We start from the raw sequence: 17,875 nt of genomic DNA, 5'->3' as shown, positions 1-17,875 counted from the left end.
TATATTTACGCCATATTGTAACATTGAAGATTATGAAACAGACACTTGTTGTAAATCGCCTTAAAAATCCTTTAGATTTAATTGAACTTTCTCGCAAGGGTTTAAGCCGTGCGGCCGTTGATTTAGTCGCTCAAAAGCTAAGTCTTTCCGACCGTGATATGGCTCGAATTTTGAATATTTCAGAACGAACTTTTCACCGTTATTCTCCTGATACACAATTAGATACCTCCTCAACGGAACGTCTTTTGAAATTAATGCTTTTGTATCAACACGGCGAAGAAGTATTCTCAACGCTGGATGATTTTAAACCTTGGATGAAACAATCAATGCGGATATTTGGCGATAAATCAGCCCTTGATTTATTAGATACCGTTACAGGTTTTGAATTGGTGGATAATGTTTTGAGTAGAATTGAATTTGGAACGTATTCATGATAAAACTCTATCGCCTGCAATCGGCACGTTACGGATTACCCAAAGATTTTTTATCGGGCAAAGGGGCAGAACTCACAGGCGGACGGTGGAATCCCTTGGGTATGCCTGTCGTGTACACCTCACTTTCGGTTGAATTAGCTTCGTTAGAATATTTAGTGCATTATTTTGAAGGATTTCCCAACAGCAAACTTCCTGAATTATTAGTGGCATCGATTGAAATTTCTGAACAAGATATTTTAACGATTGAGCCTGATTTTTTACCCAAAAACTGGCGAAATAATCCTGCGCCAAGAGCATTACAATCAGTTAGTAATCAATGGTTTAAGAACAAAAAATACTTAGCGTTACAATTGCCGACTGCCGTACATTCTATGCAAACAGAATTATCATACAACGTTTTGCTGAATCCACTTCACGAACGTTTAAACGATGGATTAATCACGCAAATAGAACCGTTTTATTTTGATAGTCGCTACAAGAAGCCACAAATTCAAGGTAATCAAATGAATGATTTGATTGAAGATATTTTGGGAAAAATGTAACCCATAAAAAAGCCCAAACTTTACAGCGTGGGCTTTTTATGATTTCATCGTGGTAACACCTAATCACCAAAACCTATTACCTAATTTCTACAAATTATAGTGTGGACGAATAACGCCCTTATATCCGTGTTGCGATAACCAAGTCAATTTTTCATTTGCTCCTTCTTTCGTATAAAATTCGCCGAAAATTAATCTGAAAATTTTTCCCGTGTCCTTCGCTCCTACTTGCACATAAATTTCTTCTTTTTTCACGCCCATTTTCAATAATTCATCGTATAAATCTTGAATCATATTCAGGTTTGAAAGTGCGGTCACTTGCACACCAAAACCTTTTGGATTTTTCTCTGAACCACCAATATCGTAGGTGTGATTGACCGAAAAAGGCTCAGCGGGTGTTTTTGGCAGGGCAGCCATAGCAGGTTTTATTTCTTTACTCTCCTCTTTTGAGGTAACCTCACGCCCTTTATTCAAAAAATTATCGAGCGCTTTATCAATTACTCTTTCAGCTGTTGGTTGTGACACAACTTCCAATCTTACTTTGGCTTTTCCGCTCGCCATCATGCCTAATTTTGAAGCAGCTTCTTTTGATAGGTTAATAATTTTACCTTGTTCTTCACATTTACAATAATCATTTATTCGAACCTGAACCGTAAGATTATTTTCTAAATTAGTTACTTTTACTAAGGTATTTAGGGGATATTTTGAATGCGAAGCCGTCAGTTGTGCATCATCATATTTTTCTCCAAATGAGGTCAATTTTCCTTTGAGGTTAGCTGCGTAATAACGAGCAGTTCCTTCTTCGCTGACTTTGATGACGGGGTAAATTTGGGTTGCTACTATTTGAGCAGAAAACCACAAAAAAACCAGTAATAATGCAAAAATCTTATTCATGGCGCTGATAGTTTAATTTAATACGGGGGTTACAGTTTAAATTACTATGTTAGTGATTAGTTAGTTCTTTCGATAATTATTTATATTATTGCATATAAATTCTCATTAAAATTGGTGTTACTGCAAACATAAGCACTTTTTGCAATAACCCCTTTATTATGTTCAATTAACGTGCCAATTTTTATAAACGGATAAAAATCTGTTTATAAATAAAATAGTTAATTATTCCGTATGTAATCATTTTAATAAAAACACTATGAATTCAATTCCTGCAAGCATTCAAGGACAACAGAGAGTAATTATCGAACACGTTTCACCACAATTAGAAGGAGGGCGTTTTGCCGTTAAATCCTTTATGGGCGATGTCATAAAAGTAGAAGCTGATGTATTTTTAGATGGCCACGATATACTTTCGACTAATTTACTGTATAAATTCTCAAAAGATAAAACATGGACTTGTGTTCCAATGACATTTACCTTGAATGACCATTATGAAGCGTACTTTACGGTTTTAGAAAATGGTTTTTATACCTACACGATTGAGGCTTGGGTCAATCATGCTGCTTCTTGGGAACATGAAATGGATATGAAAATAAAAGATGGACAACACGTGAATGTGGAGTTGTTGGTTGGTGTAAATATTTTGGAAACAATGGCAAAAATTGCCACAAAAGAAGACAAACCAGAGCTAAAATCTTACGCAAAATTATTCCGTAGTCCCAATCATTATGAAGAAGCCGTTGCGTTTTCAAGTAGCCCTCAAATGCGCCAATGGATTCATCAATATCCAGATAAAAAGTACGTTACTACCCACCGAGAATTAAAATTGTGGGTTGATAGAGAACGAGCAGCTTTTTCCTCTTGGTATTCTATGTTCCCCCGTTCGGCCTCCTCTGAACATAATACGCACGGAACTTTCAGAGATGTAGAAGAAAATGTATTACCCCGCATGAAATCTTTGGGTTTCGATGTATTGTATATTCCGCCTATTCACCCAATCGGAAAACAGTTTCGTAAAGGAAAAAACAACTCAACAACGTATCAAGAAGGTGAACCTGGCGTACCTTACGGCATTGGTTCGGAGTTGGGCGGACATACCGCAATCCACCCAGAATTAGGCAATTTCGACGACCTAAAACATTTGATAAATACCTGTAAATCAATGGGTATTGAGTTAGCAATGGATTTGGCCATTCAATGTTCACCCGATCACCCTTGGGCAAAAGAACATCCAGAATGGTTCAAAATACGCCCTGATGGAACGATTCAGTACGCTGAAAACCCGCCGAAAAAGTATCAAGATATTTATCCTATTAATTTTGAATCAGAAAACTGGCAAGGACTTTGGCAAGAACTCAAACACGTAATGATGACATGGGCAGAATGGGGCGTACGAATTATACGGGTGGACAATCCGCATACGAAGGCTTTTGGCTTTTGGGAATGGGTGATTGCGGAAGTACATGCAGAGTATCCCGATATGATTTTCTTGGCCGAAGCATTTACGAAGCCCAAAGTAATGGAACAATTGGCAAAATTGGGTTATACGCAGTCGTACACTTATTATACATGGCGAAATTCTAAGTGGGATTTGATTAGTTACATGAATGAATTGAACGCACAAGCTACCTATATGCGACCCAATTTTTGGGCAAATACCCACGATATTTTACCGTATAGCTTACAAGGGGGACTCGAACCTTTGTTTTTGATTCGGTATTTTATGGCGGCAACTTTATCTTCTAATTACGGAATTTTTGGTCCATTTTACGAATACATGATTAATGAAGCAACGCCAGGAAAAGAAGAATATAAAAACTCGGAAAAATACGAAATAAGGCACTGGGACTGGAATATGGAGAATAAATTGACCCATATTATCCGCATCACCAATCAAGCGAGAATAGAAAATACGGCTTTGCAACGGACTAATAATATCACGTTTTGCGATATTCAAAATGATAATATTTTGGCCTATTTAAAAACCGCTTGGAACGGAAACAGAATTTTAGCCATCGTAAATCTCGACCCTTACAATACCCAAAGCGGATACGTGAGAATACCGCTAAATTTAATCTACAAGCATCCCGATGAAGAATATATCGTTCATGATTTATTGACGGGTGCGAAATACTTTTGGCGAGGAGAATATAATACCGTAGAATTAAATCCGCAATTGATGCCAATGCACCTTTTTCGGATTGAGGATTTGTAAAGAAAGATATTACTAAAAATCCCTTGACAGACTATATCTTAATCAAGGAATTTTTTTTAAAAAACGGCATTTTAACTAAAATAAATTACATAAAATCAATTAAAATCCATATATGCACTTATTTTTGTTTCAATAATTAAAGTAAATTAAAAATGAGTGAGCTTAAAAATAAAAAAACCTAAAAATAACCGGATTACTATGAAGAAAACGTTAAAAAAAGTCGCTCTCATTTTCGTTTCATTCGTGTCAGTAATTGTCATTTTGGGGTTAATATTAGCCTACCTCCCAAGTAAATCAAGAATTAGTAATCACGGGATTTCGCCCGAAGAAGCAGCTATTTTAAGACTGAAATACATAGGAGTTCATCAGCAGTTTACGACTACTGACGGAGAATCACTTTTTCTTCGTAGATGGAATCCTGATAGTATAATTCAATCTAAAAAAGATATTACTGTCTTGATTTTTCACGGATTTACGGCTCACAGTGGAGCTTATGATATGGCTGGCGTTCCACTTTCGGCGGTTGGCAACAATTGGTAGTTTGGTTAAATAAAACTTTCAAATCTTAATTCTAACCACCTTGGAACCACAAACTAATCTCCGAAAATCATGGTATGTCGTTAGCATTCTGACCTTAGCCTACGTTTCTTCTTTCATTGACCGTCAAATACTTTCTCTTTTGGTAGAACCCATTAAAAGAGATTTACAGATTTCAGATACACAAATTAGCCTTTTAATGGGACTTTCATTTGGTATTTTTTACACCATTTTGGGCATTCCTATTGCCCGATTAGCAGATTTGAAAAGTCGTAAACAAATTATAGGTTGGGGCATTGGCCTGTGGTCGTTGATGACGGCTGTTTGTGGAATGGTGGGCAATTTTACGCAACTATTCTTGGCTCGGATGGGCGTTGGTGTGGGAGAAGCCGCACTTTCTCCTGCCGCTTATTCGATGATTGCCGACTTATTCCCTAAAAGTAAATTGGCAATGGCAAATAGTGTGTACAATATGGGTATTTTTATCGGTTCGGGTTTAGCTTTTTTGATTGGAGGATTCGTTATAAATATCGTTAAAGTACAAGAAATGTGGCACGTGCCATTGGTTGGAGATGTTTTTCCTTGGCAAGTTGTTTTCTTTTTTGTGGGATTACCGGGGCTTCTGATCGTTTTCTTGATTTCCAGCATTAAAGAACCAATTCGTCAAGGCAATGAGACTGAAAAAGCGTCTTTAGGTCAAACATGGGCTTTCATTTTAAAAAATGCCAAAACTTACATTAACATTAATTTGGGGTTAGGCTTTTTAACTTTAGTAAATTATGCCAACGCCGCTTGGATACCTTCTTTTTTTGTGAGGACTTATGGTTGGACGGCATCAAAATCGGGTACAATTTATGGGATTGTAGTCGTCATTTTTTGTACCTTAGGTTTATGGTTTGGTGGAAAATTAGCGGATAATTTTACGCAAAAAGGATACAAAGATGGCAAAATAAGAGCCTGTATTTGGCTTATTGCTGGGCTTTTGGTTTCCTGTTGGGTATTTCCACTAATGCCCAAAGGCGAATGGGCAGCTTGGGCAATTATCCCCGTTGCTTTCTTTTCATCTTCACCACTTGGAGCGGGTACGGCTGCCATCGCAGAAGTAACGCCCAACCGAATGCGTGCCATGACATCGGCATTATATTTATTTATGGTCAATCTAATAGGATTGGTTTTTGGGCCTTTGTCTGTTGCATTATTGACCGACAAATACTTTCATGATACCACTATGATTCGCTATTCAATCTTGATTGTGTTGGTTTTGGGTACATTTTTAGGATTAGGTTTTATGTATTTATCCTTGAAACCTTATCGCAAAATGCTGACGAATGAGCAATCTTGACATACATTAAGAGTATTAAATAGTCTCTATAAAAGATTCAAACATAATTGGTAAGTAGTAATTACTGGGCATCACAACATTTGCGGCTTAGATTTACAAATTATGGTTTTTTTTGACTGCTTATCACAAATAGCGTGTTCAGAACTAAATTCCCTACCTACTTATGCTGGATTACTTATTTTATTCGTAAAAAAATAAAAATATTTTTCTTTCAAATGTGTCCCCAAATCTATGCCAATTGAAAGATATCCCCATCGAACGGCAGAAAATAATGATAGATTTTTTACGAAAATTTTACTCAAAAAATCTTGTTACCACTGATGTGACTTCCAATAAAAACCTTCGTTACAAATATAATTACAGATAATACAAACATACTTATTGACAAGGAAAAGACCTTTGATTAAGTCATGAATTGAGAAAAAGACGACTTTGGCGGAAGGCATTTTTATCAATTCAATGGTAAACAAAACTTATTGAAAAGGCTTTTCTTTGCGATAAGTAATGAATTGAAAGAAGCTATTTTGGCGGAAATAATTTTAATCAGTTCAATAATTTGTGATTTATAAAAATGAGTGGCGGCTCAAATTTATAATTCGCAATTTGTCTAAGTAGTTATGAATGATTAGCGATCGGGTAACCCCGACTCATGAAAAAAGACCCCATTGTCAAAAGACTTTGGGTTTTTTTTTGATTGGCACGAAACTTGAGAAATATCGAAATTTTAAAAATGTCAAAATCAGAAATACTACTCTATTTTCTGTACAATCTAATTAAAATTACCCATTCATGTAACAACCATATTTTCAGGAGTTTCTAAAAATTCCACTTTTATTTTATGAAAAAAATTATTATTGGCATAATATTTGACTTGTAATTATTACTCAGAGACATTCCGCCAGATGTTAGGATGAGAAAAAATTGCTCCTGTCTAAGCAGTATTGCATAATTTTCCTCTTCGTTTTAATCCTTAATATTTCTCGGCGTTTCTTCTGATTGTTCAGAATCAATCAGTGGTTGTATATCTTTCGATATTAAACCGAACCACTAATAATATTTGAGTATGTGAGACCGCCATTTTGCTATTCAATTTTTAGCGTAGTCCGCCAACTACGTTTCTTGGATAACTGAGCCACCACTTAGTTGCCTTTTGTTAAATGTTTAACAATTTTCCGTCAAGAAAAAATGAGACAATACTTCAAATTTCATTGCCTAAAATAGCATAGATGGATGGAGTATTGTCTTTTTGCGTTTGTGTAAAAGTATCAATCATATCCCTAAATGATTTAGAAATATTAATGCCGCTAAGGCTAATGAGCGAAAGCTCGAAAGACAACTACTTAGGCGGATTGCGTAAAGGCTCGGAGCTATGCACCGAGTCTTTATTTTTATATGACAATCCATAAGTACAAAAAATATTACCTCATAAGAAGAAAATAAATTACAAAAAATACTGAGCTATTCTTGAAATATTACAAAATAAAAATTCCTTAATCGTAACGATATATCTACGACTGTCATAATTAAAGATACCGTTTACTTATAAGTTTATCAGAAATTATGATTTGAGTGTATTTTTTATGTGTTGAACGCTTAGCACCAAAAATCCAGCACTAATATTTTATAGATACAACCTTTAATTCTTTTTTCGTGTAATTCTTAAAAAGGTTATATGTCAAAAGGTTGTAGAATAATGAATGTATGTTAATTTTGTCTCATCAAACAAGGAATTTATAGCGATAATGAACTTGTAAGGTACGATTCTTGAAAAGAATCAGTTTATTAAATTATGGCGGTAATGAGATAAATCTATTTTTTTCACACAGAATCAAAATATTGTAAATAAAAAAATTGCCTAAGAAAGGATTTTAAATAATCCAATCCCATGAAACAAAACCCTTGAATTGGCGGATTCAAGGGTTTTTATTTTTTATAGGGATTTAATGAGAAGAGCGACGAAGATAAATCTCGTCGCTCTTCTCATTAAATCCCTAAATCTTATTACTTAATCTTCAAAACAACGCCCGCCAAAGGAGGAATCGTTAAACACAGAGAATAAGCTTTGCCTTGCCACGCAACTTCTTGAGTTATAATGGATGAACCATTCACTTTTCCGCTACCATAAAAGGCGGTATCATCAGAATTTAATACTTCTGTCCAAATGCCTGCCAATGGCACACCAATGCGATAATCAGGTCTTGGAACGGGCGTTAAATTTAGAATAATAATCAATTGTTCTTTCCTGTCATTGCCTTTACGAGCATACACAACAATTGAGTTTTCATGGTCGGTTGTATCTATCCATTCAAATCCGTCCGGCGAAAACTGCTTATCGTAGAGTGCTGGCTGAGATTTATACATATTGTTTAAAGCCTTTACCAAATCTTGCATTCCTTTGTGTGGAGCGTGTTCTAAGAGCCACCATTCAAGGCTTTTTTTAAAATCCCATTCCGAAGTTTGCCCGAATTCCCCACCCATAAATAGTAAGTTTGTACCTGGATGGGTAAACATGTACGTATATAAAAGTCTTAAATTGGCAAAACGTTGCCATTCATCGCCTGGCATTTTTCCAACCATTGATTTCTTGCCATACACAACCTCATCGTGAGAAAAAGGTAGCATGAAATTCTCAGTGAAAGCATAAACGGTAGAGAAAGTCAGGTTATCTTGGCTATATTTTCTATACATTGGGTCTTTTGCAAAATACTTCAACGTATCGTTCATCCAACCCATCATCCATTTTTGTCCGAAGCCTAATCCTCCCGCATAAATTGGGCGAGAAACCCCCGTATAAGAAGTAGATTCTTCCGCAATCATCTGAACATCAGGAAATTGAGCGTAAACAGTTTCATTCAATTCTTTAAATAAAGAGACAGAATCAAGGTTATGATTACCGCCAAAAACGTTCGGTTCCCATTCACCATCGTTTCGAGAATAATCTAAATAGAGCATTGAGGCAACCGCATCCACCCGAAGCCCGTCGGCATGATAACGTTCTAACCAATAGATGGCATTTGAAATCAAGAAACTCCGAATTTCGTTACGTCCATAGTTGAAAATATACGATTTCCAGTCAGGATGATATCCTTTCTTCATATCCGGATGCTCGAATAGATGTGTACCATCAAATTCATATAACCCGTGCGAATCGCCTGGAAAATGCGAAGGAACCCAGTCCAGAATTACCCCAATATCATTTTTGTGACATTCCTCCACTAAATACATAAAATCTTGGGGTGTTCCAAAACGAGAGGAAGGCGCAAAATAACCCAACACTTGATAACCCCACGAAGGTTCGTAAGGATGTTCCATGATGGGCATAAATTCTACGTGCGTAAAACCCATTTCTTTCACATATTTCACCAAGTGGTCGGCAAGTTCAACGAAAGAAAGTTTCTGGTCATATTCTTTTCGTTTCCATGAGCCAATATGAACTTCATATACTGACATTGGGGAAGCCAACGAATTATTTTTATGGCGTTTTGCCATCCAATTCGCATCCGTCCATTCGTACCAATTGTCCCAAACGATAGAAGCCGTGCGAGGTGGAACTTCAAAACTTTGAGCGTAAGGATCCATTTTTTCTAAAAACCGTCCGTCTTGGGTTTGAATACAAAATTTATACGTTTCGCCTTTCCCAAGGTACGGGATAAAACCTTCCCAAATCCCCGAAGAATCCCAACGAACGAAGAGATGATGCGTGTCTTTATCCCAATAATTAAAATTTCCAATTACAGAAACTGATTTTGCTGAAGGAGCCCAAACCGAGAAATAAACACCCTTAACTCCTTGAAATTCAGTAATATGTGAGCCAAATTTTTCGAAGAGACGGTAATGTTTTCCTGCTTTAAAAAGGTCAACATCAAAATCGGAGAAACGGCTAAATGTTTCTACATTTTTGAGTTGAACGGGAGGTTGATCAGTTTCCTCGACAACGGCTACGACTTCTTTTTTCGTCGTTTTTTTCTTAGTTAGTTCGGTTGTATTCGTTACTATTTTGGACGTTTTTGCCATTTTTGTTTATGGTTAATGGAGGATGTTTTTTGTCTATTCGTAAAGATAAAATTTCTTTTGTAATAGTTTAGTAATATTAGAGACTGCTAAGAAAATAAATTCGTAAAATAGCCTTTGTAATTCGGCTGAGAAAATCAGCTATCATTTTGGGACAAATGATTAATAATTGTTCTGGGATCAACTTTCCCACGTTTCATTATTTTTTTATAAATTATTCATCTATTACATTTAGTAGAGGGTTATTAATCTTCCGAAGTTACAATATTTTCGTGGAAAATTGGAATTTTCAAGATTGCTATTGGCACAATAAAGCAGGGGCTTTTTTTGCTTGTTTAAAGCCACGATAGTCTCCAATATTGCGTGAGGAGTTGGTAGCTTCGAGAAAATTTAGAAAAGAAAAATGATAATTTAATCGGCTGAATTACTGATTTTAAAGAGCAGTGCAAAATAAGGGACTGACCTTATTTATTGTATCTTAACGAGTAGTAAGTAATAACTGAATCTGAAATTTATTAAAAAAGGGCAAGGATTTAGGAAAAGGGTTATCGAATTTGTTTGAGAAAACTTTGGGTGGGATCGGAATTTTATAAGTAATATTACAGTATTTTAAGGAATTATCCAAATATCAAAAAAGTTATTTAGTTTCTGGTAAATTTCAATTTCTTAAATTTTCATATTCATTTCATTTATTAATATCTTTGTGGGCTATGCAACGCAAACTCATTCTATCAAGTCCACTTCTGGAAATTACCATCAGCCGTCTCTGTCAAGATTTGATAGAGAATCATCAGGATTTTTCAGATTCCGTCATCATTGGTTTACAGCCCCGAGGCATTCATTTTGCCAAACGAATTCATCAAGAATTGGAACAAATTACGGGCATAAAAATCCCTTTTGGTTATTTAGATGCAACCTTCTATCGGGATGATTATCGTCGCCGTGAATTGGTAAAAGCCAACGAAACAAAAATCTCTTTTGTTATTGAAAATAAGCAAGTTATCTTAATTGACGATGTGCTGGCAACGGGTAGAATGGTACGTTCAGCCTTGGATGCCATGACGGCTTTCGGCCGCCCCGAAAAAGTAGAATTATGCGTTTTGGTGGATAGAATTTATAATCGAGACATTCCGATTCATGCTGATTATGTCGGTAAAAAAGTAAATACCTTGGATACCGAAAAAGTATTAGTGGAATTGAAAGAACAAGGACACGAAGAAGATAAAATTTGGTTGATAACTAATTAGGGATTGGGTAAATAGGGTTTAAGAACTTAGGCTTTCATTTTTCCTAATCCCTGATTACTTAATCCCTAATCTCCAAACAAAAGATATGCAAAAACTAAGTACAAGACATTTGTTGGGCATAAAAGACCTCACGCCCAACGATATTGAACTCATTATGGCAACCGCCCGTGAGTTCAAAGAAGTCATTAATCGTCCTATCAAAAAAGTACCTTCTTTGCGTGATGTAACGATTGCGAATGTGTTTTTCGAGAACTCTACTCGTACTCGTTTGTCTTTTGAATTAGCCGAAAAACGCCTTTCAGCCGATACCCTAAACTTCTCAGCTTCAGGAAGTTCTGTCAAAAAGGGAGAAACGCTTTTGGATACTGTCAATAATATTTTGGCCATGAAAGTGGATATGATTGTGATGCGTCATGCAAGCCCTGGCGCTCCCCATTTTTTGGCAAAACACATAAAAGCGAACATCGTGAACGCTGGTGATGGCACGCACGAACACCCAACCCAAGCGCTTTTAGATTCGTTTTCAATGCGTGAGAAATTAGGCGGAGATTTAACGGGAAGAAAAATTGCCATTATCGGTGACATTCTTCATTCGAGAGTTGCCTTATCAAATATTTTAGCCCTCAAAAAACAAGGAGCCGAAGTGACACTTTGTGGCCCTGCTACTTTAATTCCGAGATACATAACTGATTTAGGCGTAAAAGTTTCGCACGATGTTAAGAGAACGTTGGCTTGGTGCGATGTGGCAAATGTATTGAGAATTCAGTTGGAACGTCAGCAAATTAAATATTTCCCTTCCCTCCGTGAATATTCATTATACTTCGGAATTAACAAAAAAATGTTGGACGATTTGAACAAAGAAATCGTGGTGATGCACCCCGGCCCTATCAATCGTGGCGTGGAATTATCGTCCGATGCCGCAGATTCGCATCATTCCATTATTCTTGACCAAGTGGAAAATGGCGTTGCCGTGAGAATGGCAGTGTTGTATTTATTAGCAGGACAGAATTAAAGAATACATAATAGTTAATAGAGAATAGTTTATGGCCAATTAAACAATTCTCTATTAACTATTACTTGTTAATTTAAACCCCTCCGATGATAATTAATCTGTCCAGTATGATACGTCAAATGTCCGTGCAGATGAATTAAAAAGTATTCCGTATTCATTTCATAGCCTAACACATTTTCTGGATAAATAGCTTTCATTTGTTCCTCAGTAAGAGTTGAAAGCACTTTTGATACCACCAGATTTACCTCCTCAATTGATTTTAAAAGTGTTTTTTGGGGAATATTTTTAGCCGAAAATTCTGCCTCACGGTTACGCACGTAACCCGTATTGTCTAAATTCTTTCCGAAATAAGTATTCAAATTACCCATCAAATGCAAAGCAAGATTTCCGCCCGAATTGCTGGTACCGTCTAAAATTTCCCAGAGTTTCGAATCGTCTTGATACATTTCAATTTCTTTATAAAGTTTTTGAATATCTCTTTGAAAGAGTTGGAGAAGGGCTTGTTGCATGATATAATTCTTAATTTATTTTGCCCATTTTTTTAATTTACGAGCATAAAAATGCTGATAAGGCAAGACAATTATTTCAAATAATTGCTGAAAAATTCTACCAATTTGAAACAAAGTGGAAGGATAAATATGCGTTTTATTCGTCAGAATGCCTTTTATCATTGCCTCAGCCACCGCTTCGGGCATTTGGACAGGAAAAGGAACAACAATATTTTTTTGAGAAGCGTCAACGGAGCGATTGAAGAAATTTGTTTTAGTAGCAATCGGATAAACCAAAGAAAGATTTCCTAAATCTTTCATTTCAAAACGATAAGCATCTTCAAAACGGTCGAGCGCAGCTTTGGTGGCACCATAAAATGCATAACCAGGAATTGCCACTTTTGCCATTGCCGAAGATGTCATCATTACAAAATATTCTCGACCCACATTCAAAGCCTTCATTTTCTGAAAAGCGTAAATTGGCGAAAACACATTAACTTGAAAAATCTTTTCGATACGTTGCCAATCGGGTTCAGCAATGACTTCATAATAAGCGAAACCCGCATTGGCAATGAAAATATCAATGGCTTGAAACTGCGCAATGGCAAATTCAAAAAGCCTATCAATTTCCGATTGTTGAGATAAATCACAGACAAAGGGAATGATTTTATCGGAAACATTTTCAATTTTATCAAAATCAACAGTAATTATTTTAACGCCCTCAAAATCAAGCAATTGATTCAACAAAGCTTTCCCAATTCCTGATGCGGCACCCGTGAGAATAATATTTTTATGAGCAATTTGCATGGGTCAAATTTTATTCTGTCAGACTATTATCTGACAAATATAATCCATCGTTAATTCCTAAATTTTCTATGTAAACTATGAAATCTATGTGGTTGCAAAGTAATCCTTTTTCACCAAAGGCACATTAAAATTCATCTCAAAATCCTTGACTTTCATCGTAATTAGCGGAGACGTTTTTGATAAATCTGGAAAGAATTTTCTGTCCACTTCCATCGTTTTTATCGAAGCCAAAATTGCCTTCCCTTTCGCCGTTGGATTGGTGACAATGAGGTCTTTCCGTAGTTTTTGAACAATCGTTAAAGGTAAAATTGAAGTCGTGATTGGAAACGAAATAAAGCCCTTTTTAATCGTGGTATTAAAGAATTCTTCTCCTTCAATACTGACAGAAATATCTTCCGAACCGTCAGGATTTGTTTGCCAATCAAAATCGGCAAACTCCTTCGGGATTCCCCAATTTTCGATGCCATTATACACGCTATCACGACTTGAAACGTATATTTTTGAAATTGAAAACATCTTTTTCCAATCGAAAGTGAACATTCCGGGAATAAATAACAGCTCCTGATAAGGTCCAACGCCCGAGGTTTTATAATTTACCAACATAACCGTTCCAATGTACCCCAAGAATCTATCTCGTTGGTAATCAGCCATAAAGCTATATTCTTTCACAAATTCCTTCGAGAATTTATAGACCATGATGTAGGCATCTCCCGTAAGATTCCACGGTGCTGGGGCGATTTTTATTTCTGGGAAATGTTCCATATTGAATATTTTGAGTTAAAAATTATCATTTCAAATACAACCCCAAATACGCTTCCATTTCCACTTGAATTTTCTTTGCCTCCTCTCCTGCTTTCTGAGCAAAATCTTTTTCCGAAGACACATAAATAATACCTCTCGAAGAATTCACTAAAAGTCCACATTGCGAATTCATGCCGTATTTTGAAACCTCTTCTAAACTTCCACCCTGAGCGCCAACGCCAGGCACCAACAAAAAATGATCGGGTGCAAGGGTCCGTATATGAGCGAGCATATCTGCCTTAGTTGCTCCCACAACGTACATTAGTTGCTCGTCAGTTGCCCATTCTTGCGATTTACGGATAACCTCCTCAAATAATTGTTTATCATCAGCCACTCGTAAATTCTGAAAATCTTTACTTCCTCCGTTAGACGTTAACGCCAAGAGAATTACCCATTTTTCAGGAAAATCTAAAAACGGCGTTACAGAATCTTCGCCCATGTAGGGGGCAACCGTTACAGAATCAAAATCAAAACCCGATGATTCTTTATCAAAAAATGCCCTTGCGTACAGACCAGACGTATTACCAATATCACCCCGTTTGGCATCGGCAATGGTAAAACAATCTTTTGGAATATATTCTAAGGTTTTTTGGAGGCTCTCCCAACCTTTTGACCCATGCGCTTCGTAGAAAGCAATGTTGGGTTTATAAGCCACCGCAAACTCATGAGTGGCCTCGATAATCTGACGGTTAAACTCAAAAATAGGGTCTTTTTCGGTTAATAAATGTTTAGGAATCTTCTGAATATCAGTGTCTAATCCTACACAGAGGTAAGATTTCTTTTGTTGAATTTGGTCAAATAATTGAGCTTTGGTCATTATTGTTAGCTATGAGTTTTGAGCTTTGAGCTTTAAGAAATGTAAAGTCTATGTCTTAGAAATTTGTTAAATCTTATGATTAACCCTAATTTCGTGAACAATATTAACCTGTTAGGTTTCAAAAACAAAAGATTTTCAACCCAAAACTTTTACAATTCCCCAACAATGCAATTTAAACCCCACGAAATAGAAGGCTTAATTGAGTGTATTCCCACAAAATTTGAAGATGAGCGTGGCCTTTTCTACGAATCATACAACCAGAAACTTTTTGCGGCCAATGGTTTTACTGAAGACTTTGTGCAAGATAATTATTCTTGGTCTAAAAAAGGAGTTGTACGTGGTTTACATTTTCAATATTCTCCCAATGCACAAGGCAAATTAGTTCGTTGCATGACTGGAAAAGTGATGGATGTAGTCGTTGATATTCGTAGGAACTCTCCCACTTTTGGACAGCACGAGAAGTTTGTATTAGATTCAGCAATCGGTAATATGCTTTATGTTCCAGCGGGTTTTGCACACGGATTTGTGGCATTAGAAGAAACAATTTTCGTTTATAAATGTACTGATTACTGGAATAAAGCATCAGAATCGGGTATTATTTACAACGACTCTCAATTAAACATCGACTGGGGCATAGAAAACCCAATCGTTTCAGCTAAAGATTTGGTCCTGCCTACTTTTGCAGAATTAAGATAAAATGAGTTATGAGTTATGAGAAAGTGCTTTTTGGATAATTATAGTTCTAATTAATTCATAAATCAACCCTCATAAGTCATAACTAAAAAACTACATACGCAGTTTCTCAATTTCCCGAATCACGTTCACAATACCTTTCAACGGAATTTTCACCCAGTCGGGACGATAACTTATTTCGTACCCCAATTCATAGACAGCCTTTTCGAGTAAATAAATCAACATCAGAAAGTTTATTTCATTATTATTTTTAAATAATGGATGCGGCTTTCCGAAAGTATCTAAATATTTTTCCATGTACGTTTGTTGAATCAATTTATACCAACGGTCGGCGGCAGTTTGCACTCGCACAGGGTCAAATTTTGCCGTTTCGGGGTCATTAAACATCTTAGCGGAAATGGCATAATGATAACTTCTAATCATTCCAGCAACATCTTTTAACGGCGAATGTTTAATCTTACGGTCGGTGATGGCACTTTCTGGTTCGCCTTCAAAGTCGATGATGATATAGTCATTTTTTGTAGCCAAAACCTGTCCTAAATGATAATCTCCATGAATTCTAATCCGCTGAGAATCAATCTCTTTCGTTAGAATATCCTTCGCAAATTCATCAATTAATTCTTTTGATTCCATAAAATCCCAAGCCAATTTTCGGGTTACAGGGTCAGTGATTTTCGTATAATTATCAATCAATAAATTATACCGTCTTTCTAATAAATCCGACAAACGTTTATGGATAAATTGGCGATACTCATCATTGAAAGGTTCTGGAGCGAACATTTTATCGGCCTCTGGAGCGTATAAAGCTATGTGCATTTCGGCAGTTCGTTGAGCCAATAATTCCACTTGGTCAAAAACGTCTTCTTCGATAGAAAAAGTTTTTTCGGAAAAAGCTTCCACAAAAGAATCTAACTGCTCGCCAGTTTGCACCCAACTATCCGCTTCATTTTCAATCATACGCTGTATCATGCCAAGAGTTACATCAGGTTTACCCTCTCTTTTCCAAACAAAGCTACCCGCAAAGGCAGGAATGTAAGCAAAATCAGAATTCTCAGTAATAAATTCCACCATATCGACTTCAGGATTTGTTTCTTCAAATAATTTACGATAAAGTTTAAGAAAATATTTATCGCCAAAGGTCAAAGCCGAATTGGATGAATCTACGGGCAGAACTCGAGAAGAAATAGTGGCTTTAATATCTTCACCAGATAATCCTTTGCCACGATTAAATTCAATTTTCCCATTCTTTCTTTGTGAAACATTTTCGGCATGCGCTACGTGATAGAAGAGCGCCTGCTGAAATCGTTCATCATAGATAGCATCAACTACCAAACCACGCTTTTCATTGATGTAGGCCAGTGTTATGACGCCTTTTGGCGCAATATCTTGTGTATGGGTAGAATCAATAAAAGAAATAGGCAACAGATAGGTTTCGGTTTCGCCATCGCCATAACGCACCTCCACGATAAATAATAAAGCAATAGAATCCTTGATGGGGAGTTCCATGGCGTATTTAATCGTAAATTTTTCCTGCAAACGAGCCTTACCCGCAAACCAACGGCAGGTATTCATATAAGGGGGCAGAATGTTAATTTCAAAGTCTTCCAACATTTTCTTATCATTCTGAATATCCTTCCAAGCCTGTTTAGAGGTCAGCGATGTGGTATTTTCTTGTTTCATTTCTTAAAGCAAAATCGTTGAGTTTTTTAAATAGCATTATTTGACCTTAAATTTATAATATATTTAGATACAAAAAAACGAACCGCCCTACTTTCTAAAAATTACAAAAAAAATAAAAAAAACATTTTGAGCCAAGCTTTTGATAATCAATGGTTTCAAGATTTATTATAAAAATATTTTATTTTTTTCTCGATAAGCGCTTGTCAAATTAAAAAATCGCCGTACCTTTGCACCACGAAAAACGAAAAGAAAAACACTAATCGAAAATCGTAATAACCCAATGGTCCGTTCGTCTAGGGGTTAGGACACGTCCCTTTCACGGATGAAACACGGGTTCGATTCCCGTACGGACTACTGA

15 protein-coding genes and 1 tRNA gene are annotated in these 17,875 nt (G+C 36.4%); 9 read left to right on the top strand and 7 right to left on the bottom strand.

From position 1 onward, the window contains the following. Positions 1-32 precede the first annotated feature (32 nt). Both parS and AC1W31_RS07185 read left to right on the top strand, forming a co-directional pair. A complete protein-coding gene (gene parS, locus AC1W31_RS07190) occupies positions 33-434 on the top strand; it encodes a type II RES/Xre toxin-antitoxin system antitoxin (RefSeq protein WP_481733740.1) in 402 nt (133 codons plus the stop codon). Beyond that, positions 431-976, top strand: a complete 546-nt coding sequence (locus AC1W31_RS07185) for an RES family NAD+ phosphorylase (protein ID WP_481733739.1) — start codon at positions 431-433, stop codon at positions 974-976. The genes parS and AC1W31_RS07185 overlap by 4 nt, the downstream gene beginning before the upstream one ends. 87 nt (positions 977-1,063) lie before the next feature. On the opposite strand, the gene AC1W31_RS07180 is transcribed toward AC1W31_RS07185, so the two are convergent. Next, the gene (locus AC1W31_RS07180) at positions 1,064-1,867 is read right to left on the bottom strand and encodes a septal ring lytic transglycosylase RlpA family protein (protein WP_481733738.1); all 804 of its coding nucleotides are present in this window, start codon (positions 1,865-1,867) and stop codon (positions 1,064-1,066) included. 256 nt (positions 1,868-2,123) lie between these two features. On the opposite strand from AC1W31_RS07180, the gene AC1W31_RS07175 reads away from it, so the two are divergent. The 3 genes from AC1W31_RS07175 to AC1W31_RS07165 all read left to right on the top strand — a co-directional run bounded on the left by AC1W31_RS07175 (position 2,124) and on the right by AC1W31_RS07165 (position 5,961). After that, positions 2,124-4,082, top strand: a complete 1,959-nt coding sequence (locus tag AC1W31_RS07175; protein WP_481733737.1) for an alpha-1,4-glucan--maltose-1-phosphate maltosyltransferase — start codon at positions 2,124-2,126, stop codon at positions 4,080-4,082. 198 nt (positions 4,083-4,280) lie between these two features. After that, complete coding sequence (locus AC1W31_RS07170; protein ID WP_481733736.1) at positions 4,281-4,622, top strand: hypothetical protein; 342 nt, start codon at positions 4,281-4,283, stop codon at positions 4,620-4,622. 40 nt (positions 4,623-4,662) lie between these two features. Next, the gene (locus tag AC1W31_RS07165) at positions 4,663-5,961 is read left to right on the top strand and encodes a spinster family MFS transporter (protein ID WP_481733735.1); all 1,299 of its coding nucleotides are present in this window, start codon (positions 4,663-4,665) and stop codon (positions 5,959-5,961) included. Positions 5,962-7,962: 2,001 nt separating this feature from the next. On the opposite strand, the gene glgB is transcribed toward AC1W31_RS07165, so the two are convergent. Further along, positions 7,963-9,975 (bottom strand): 1,4-alpha-glucan branching protein GlgB, encoded by a 2,013-nt coding sequence (gene glgB, locus AC1W31_RS07160; RefSeq protein WP_481733734.1) that lies wholly within the window; start codon positions 9,973-9,975, stop codon positions 7,963-7,965. A gap of 707 nt (positions 9,976-10,682) precedes the next feature. Here glgB and pyrR point away from each other — a divergent pair. Continuing rightward, positions 10,683-11,219, top strand: a complete 537-nt coding sequence (gene pyrR, locus AC1W31_RS07155) for a bifunctional pyr operon transcriptional regulator/uracil phosphoribosyltransferase PyrR (protein ID WP_481733733.1) — start codon at positions 10,683-10,685, stop codon at positions 11,217-11,219. An 85-nt stretch (positions 11,220-11,304) separates the two neighbouring features. After that, positions 11,305-12,231, top strand: a complete 927-nt coding sequence (locus tag AC1W31_RS07150; protein WP_481733732.1) for an aspartate carbamoyltransferase catalytic subunit — start codon at positions 11,305-11,307, stop codon at positions 12,229-12,231. Positions 12,232-12,299: 68 nt separating this feature from the next. On the opposite strand, the gene AC1W31_RS07145 is transcribed toward AC1W31_RS07150, so the two are convergent. The 4 genes from AC1W31_RS07145 to pyrF form a co-directional block, all read right to left on the bottom strand. Next, positions 12,300-12,740, bottom strand: a complete 441-nt coding sequence (locus tag AC1W31_RS07145) for a DinB family protein (RefSeq protein ID WP_481733731.1) — start codon at positions 12,738-12,740, stop codon at positions 12,300-12,302. 15 nt (positions 12,741-12,755) lie between these two features. After that, positions 12,756-13,526, bottom strand: coding sequence for an SDR family NAD(P)-dependent oxidoreductase (locus tag AC1W31_RS07140; protein WP_481733730.1), 771 nt, complete (start codon positions 13,524-13,526; stop codon positions 12,756-12,758). Positions 13,527-13,610: 84 nt separating this feature from the next. Continuing rightward, a complete protein-coding gene (locus tag AC1W31_RS07135; protein ID WP_481733729.1) occupies positions 13,611-14,288 on the bottom strand; it encodes an acetoacetate decarboxylase family protein in 678 nt (225 codons plus the stop codon). 25 nt (positions 14,289-14,313) lie between these two features. Further along, positions 14,314-15,144, bottom strand: a complete 831-nt coding sequence (gene pyrF / locus AC1W31_RS07130) for an orotidine-5'-phosphate decarboxylase (protein WP_481733728.1) — start codon at positions 15,142-15,144, stop codon at positions 14,314-14,316. A gap of 165 nt (positions 15,145-15,309) precedes the next feature. Here pyrF and rfbC point away from each other — a divergent pair, with 165 nt between their 5' ends. After that, the gene (rfbC, locus tag AC1W31_RS07125; RefSeq protein WP_481733727.1) at positions 15,310-15,840 is read left to right on the top strand and encodes a dTDP-4-dehydrorhamnose 3,5-epimerase; all 531 of its coding nucleotides are present in this window, start codon (positions 15,310-15,312) and stop codon (positions 15,838-15,840) included. 90 nt (positions 15,841-15,930) lie between these two features. On the opposite strand, the gene AC1W31_RS07120 is transcribed toward rfbC, so the two are convergent. Then, a complete protein-coding gene (locus AC1W31_RS07120) occupies positions 15,931-17,517 on the bottom strand; it encodes a putative maltokinase (protein WP_481733726.1) in 1,587 nt (528 codons plus the stop codon). Positions 17,518-17,799: 282 nt separating this feature from the next. Here AC1W31_RS07120 and AC1W31_RS07115 point away from each other — a divergent pair. Continuing rightward, positions 17,800-17,871, top strand: a tRNA-Glu gene (locus AC1W31_RS07115). Positions 17,872-17,875: the final 4 nt, after the last annotated feature.

The organism is Arcicella sp. (assembly GCF_964672035.1).
This window is presented reverse-complemented; position numbering and strand designations above follow the sequence as displayed.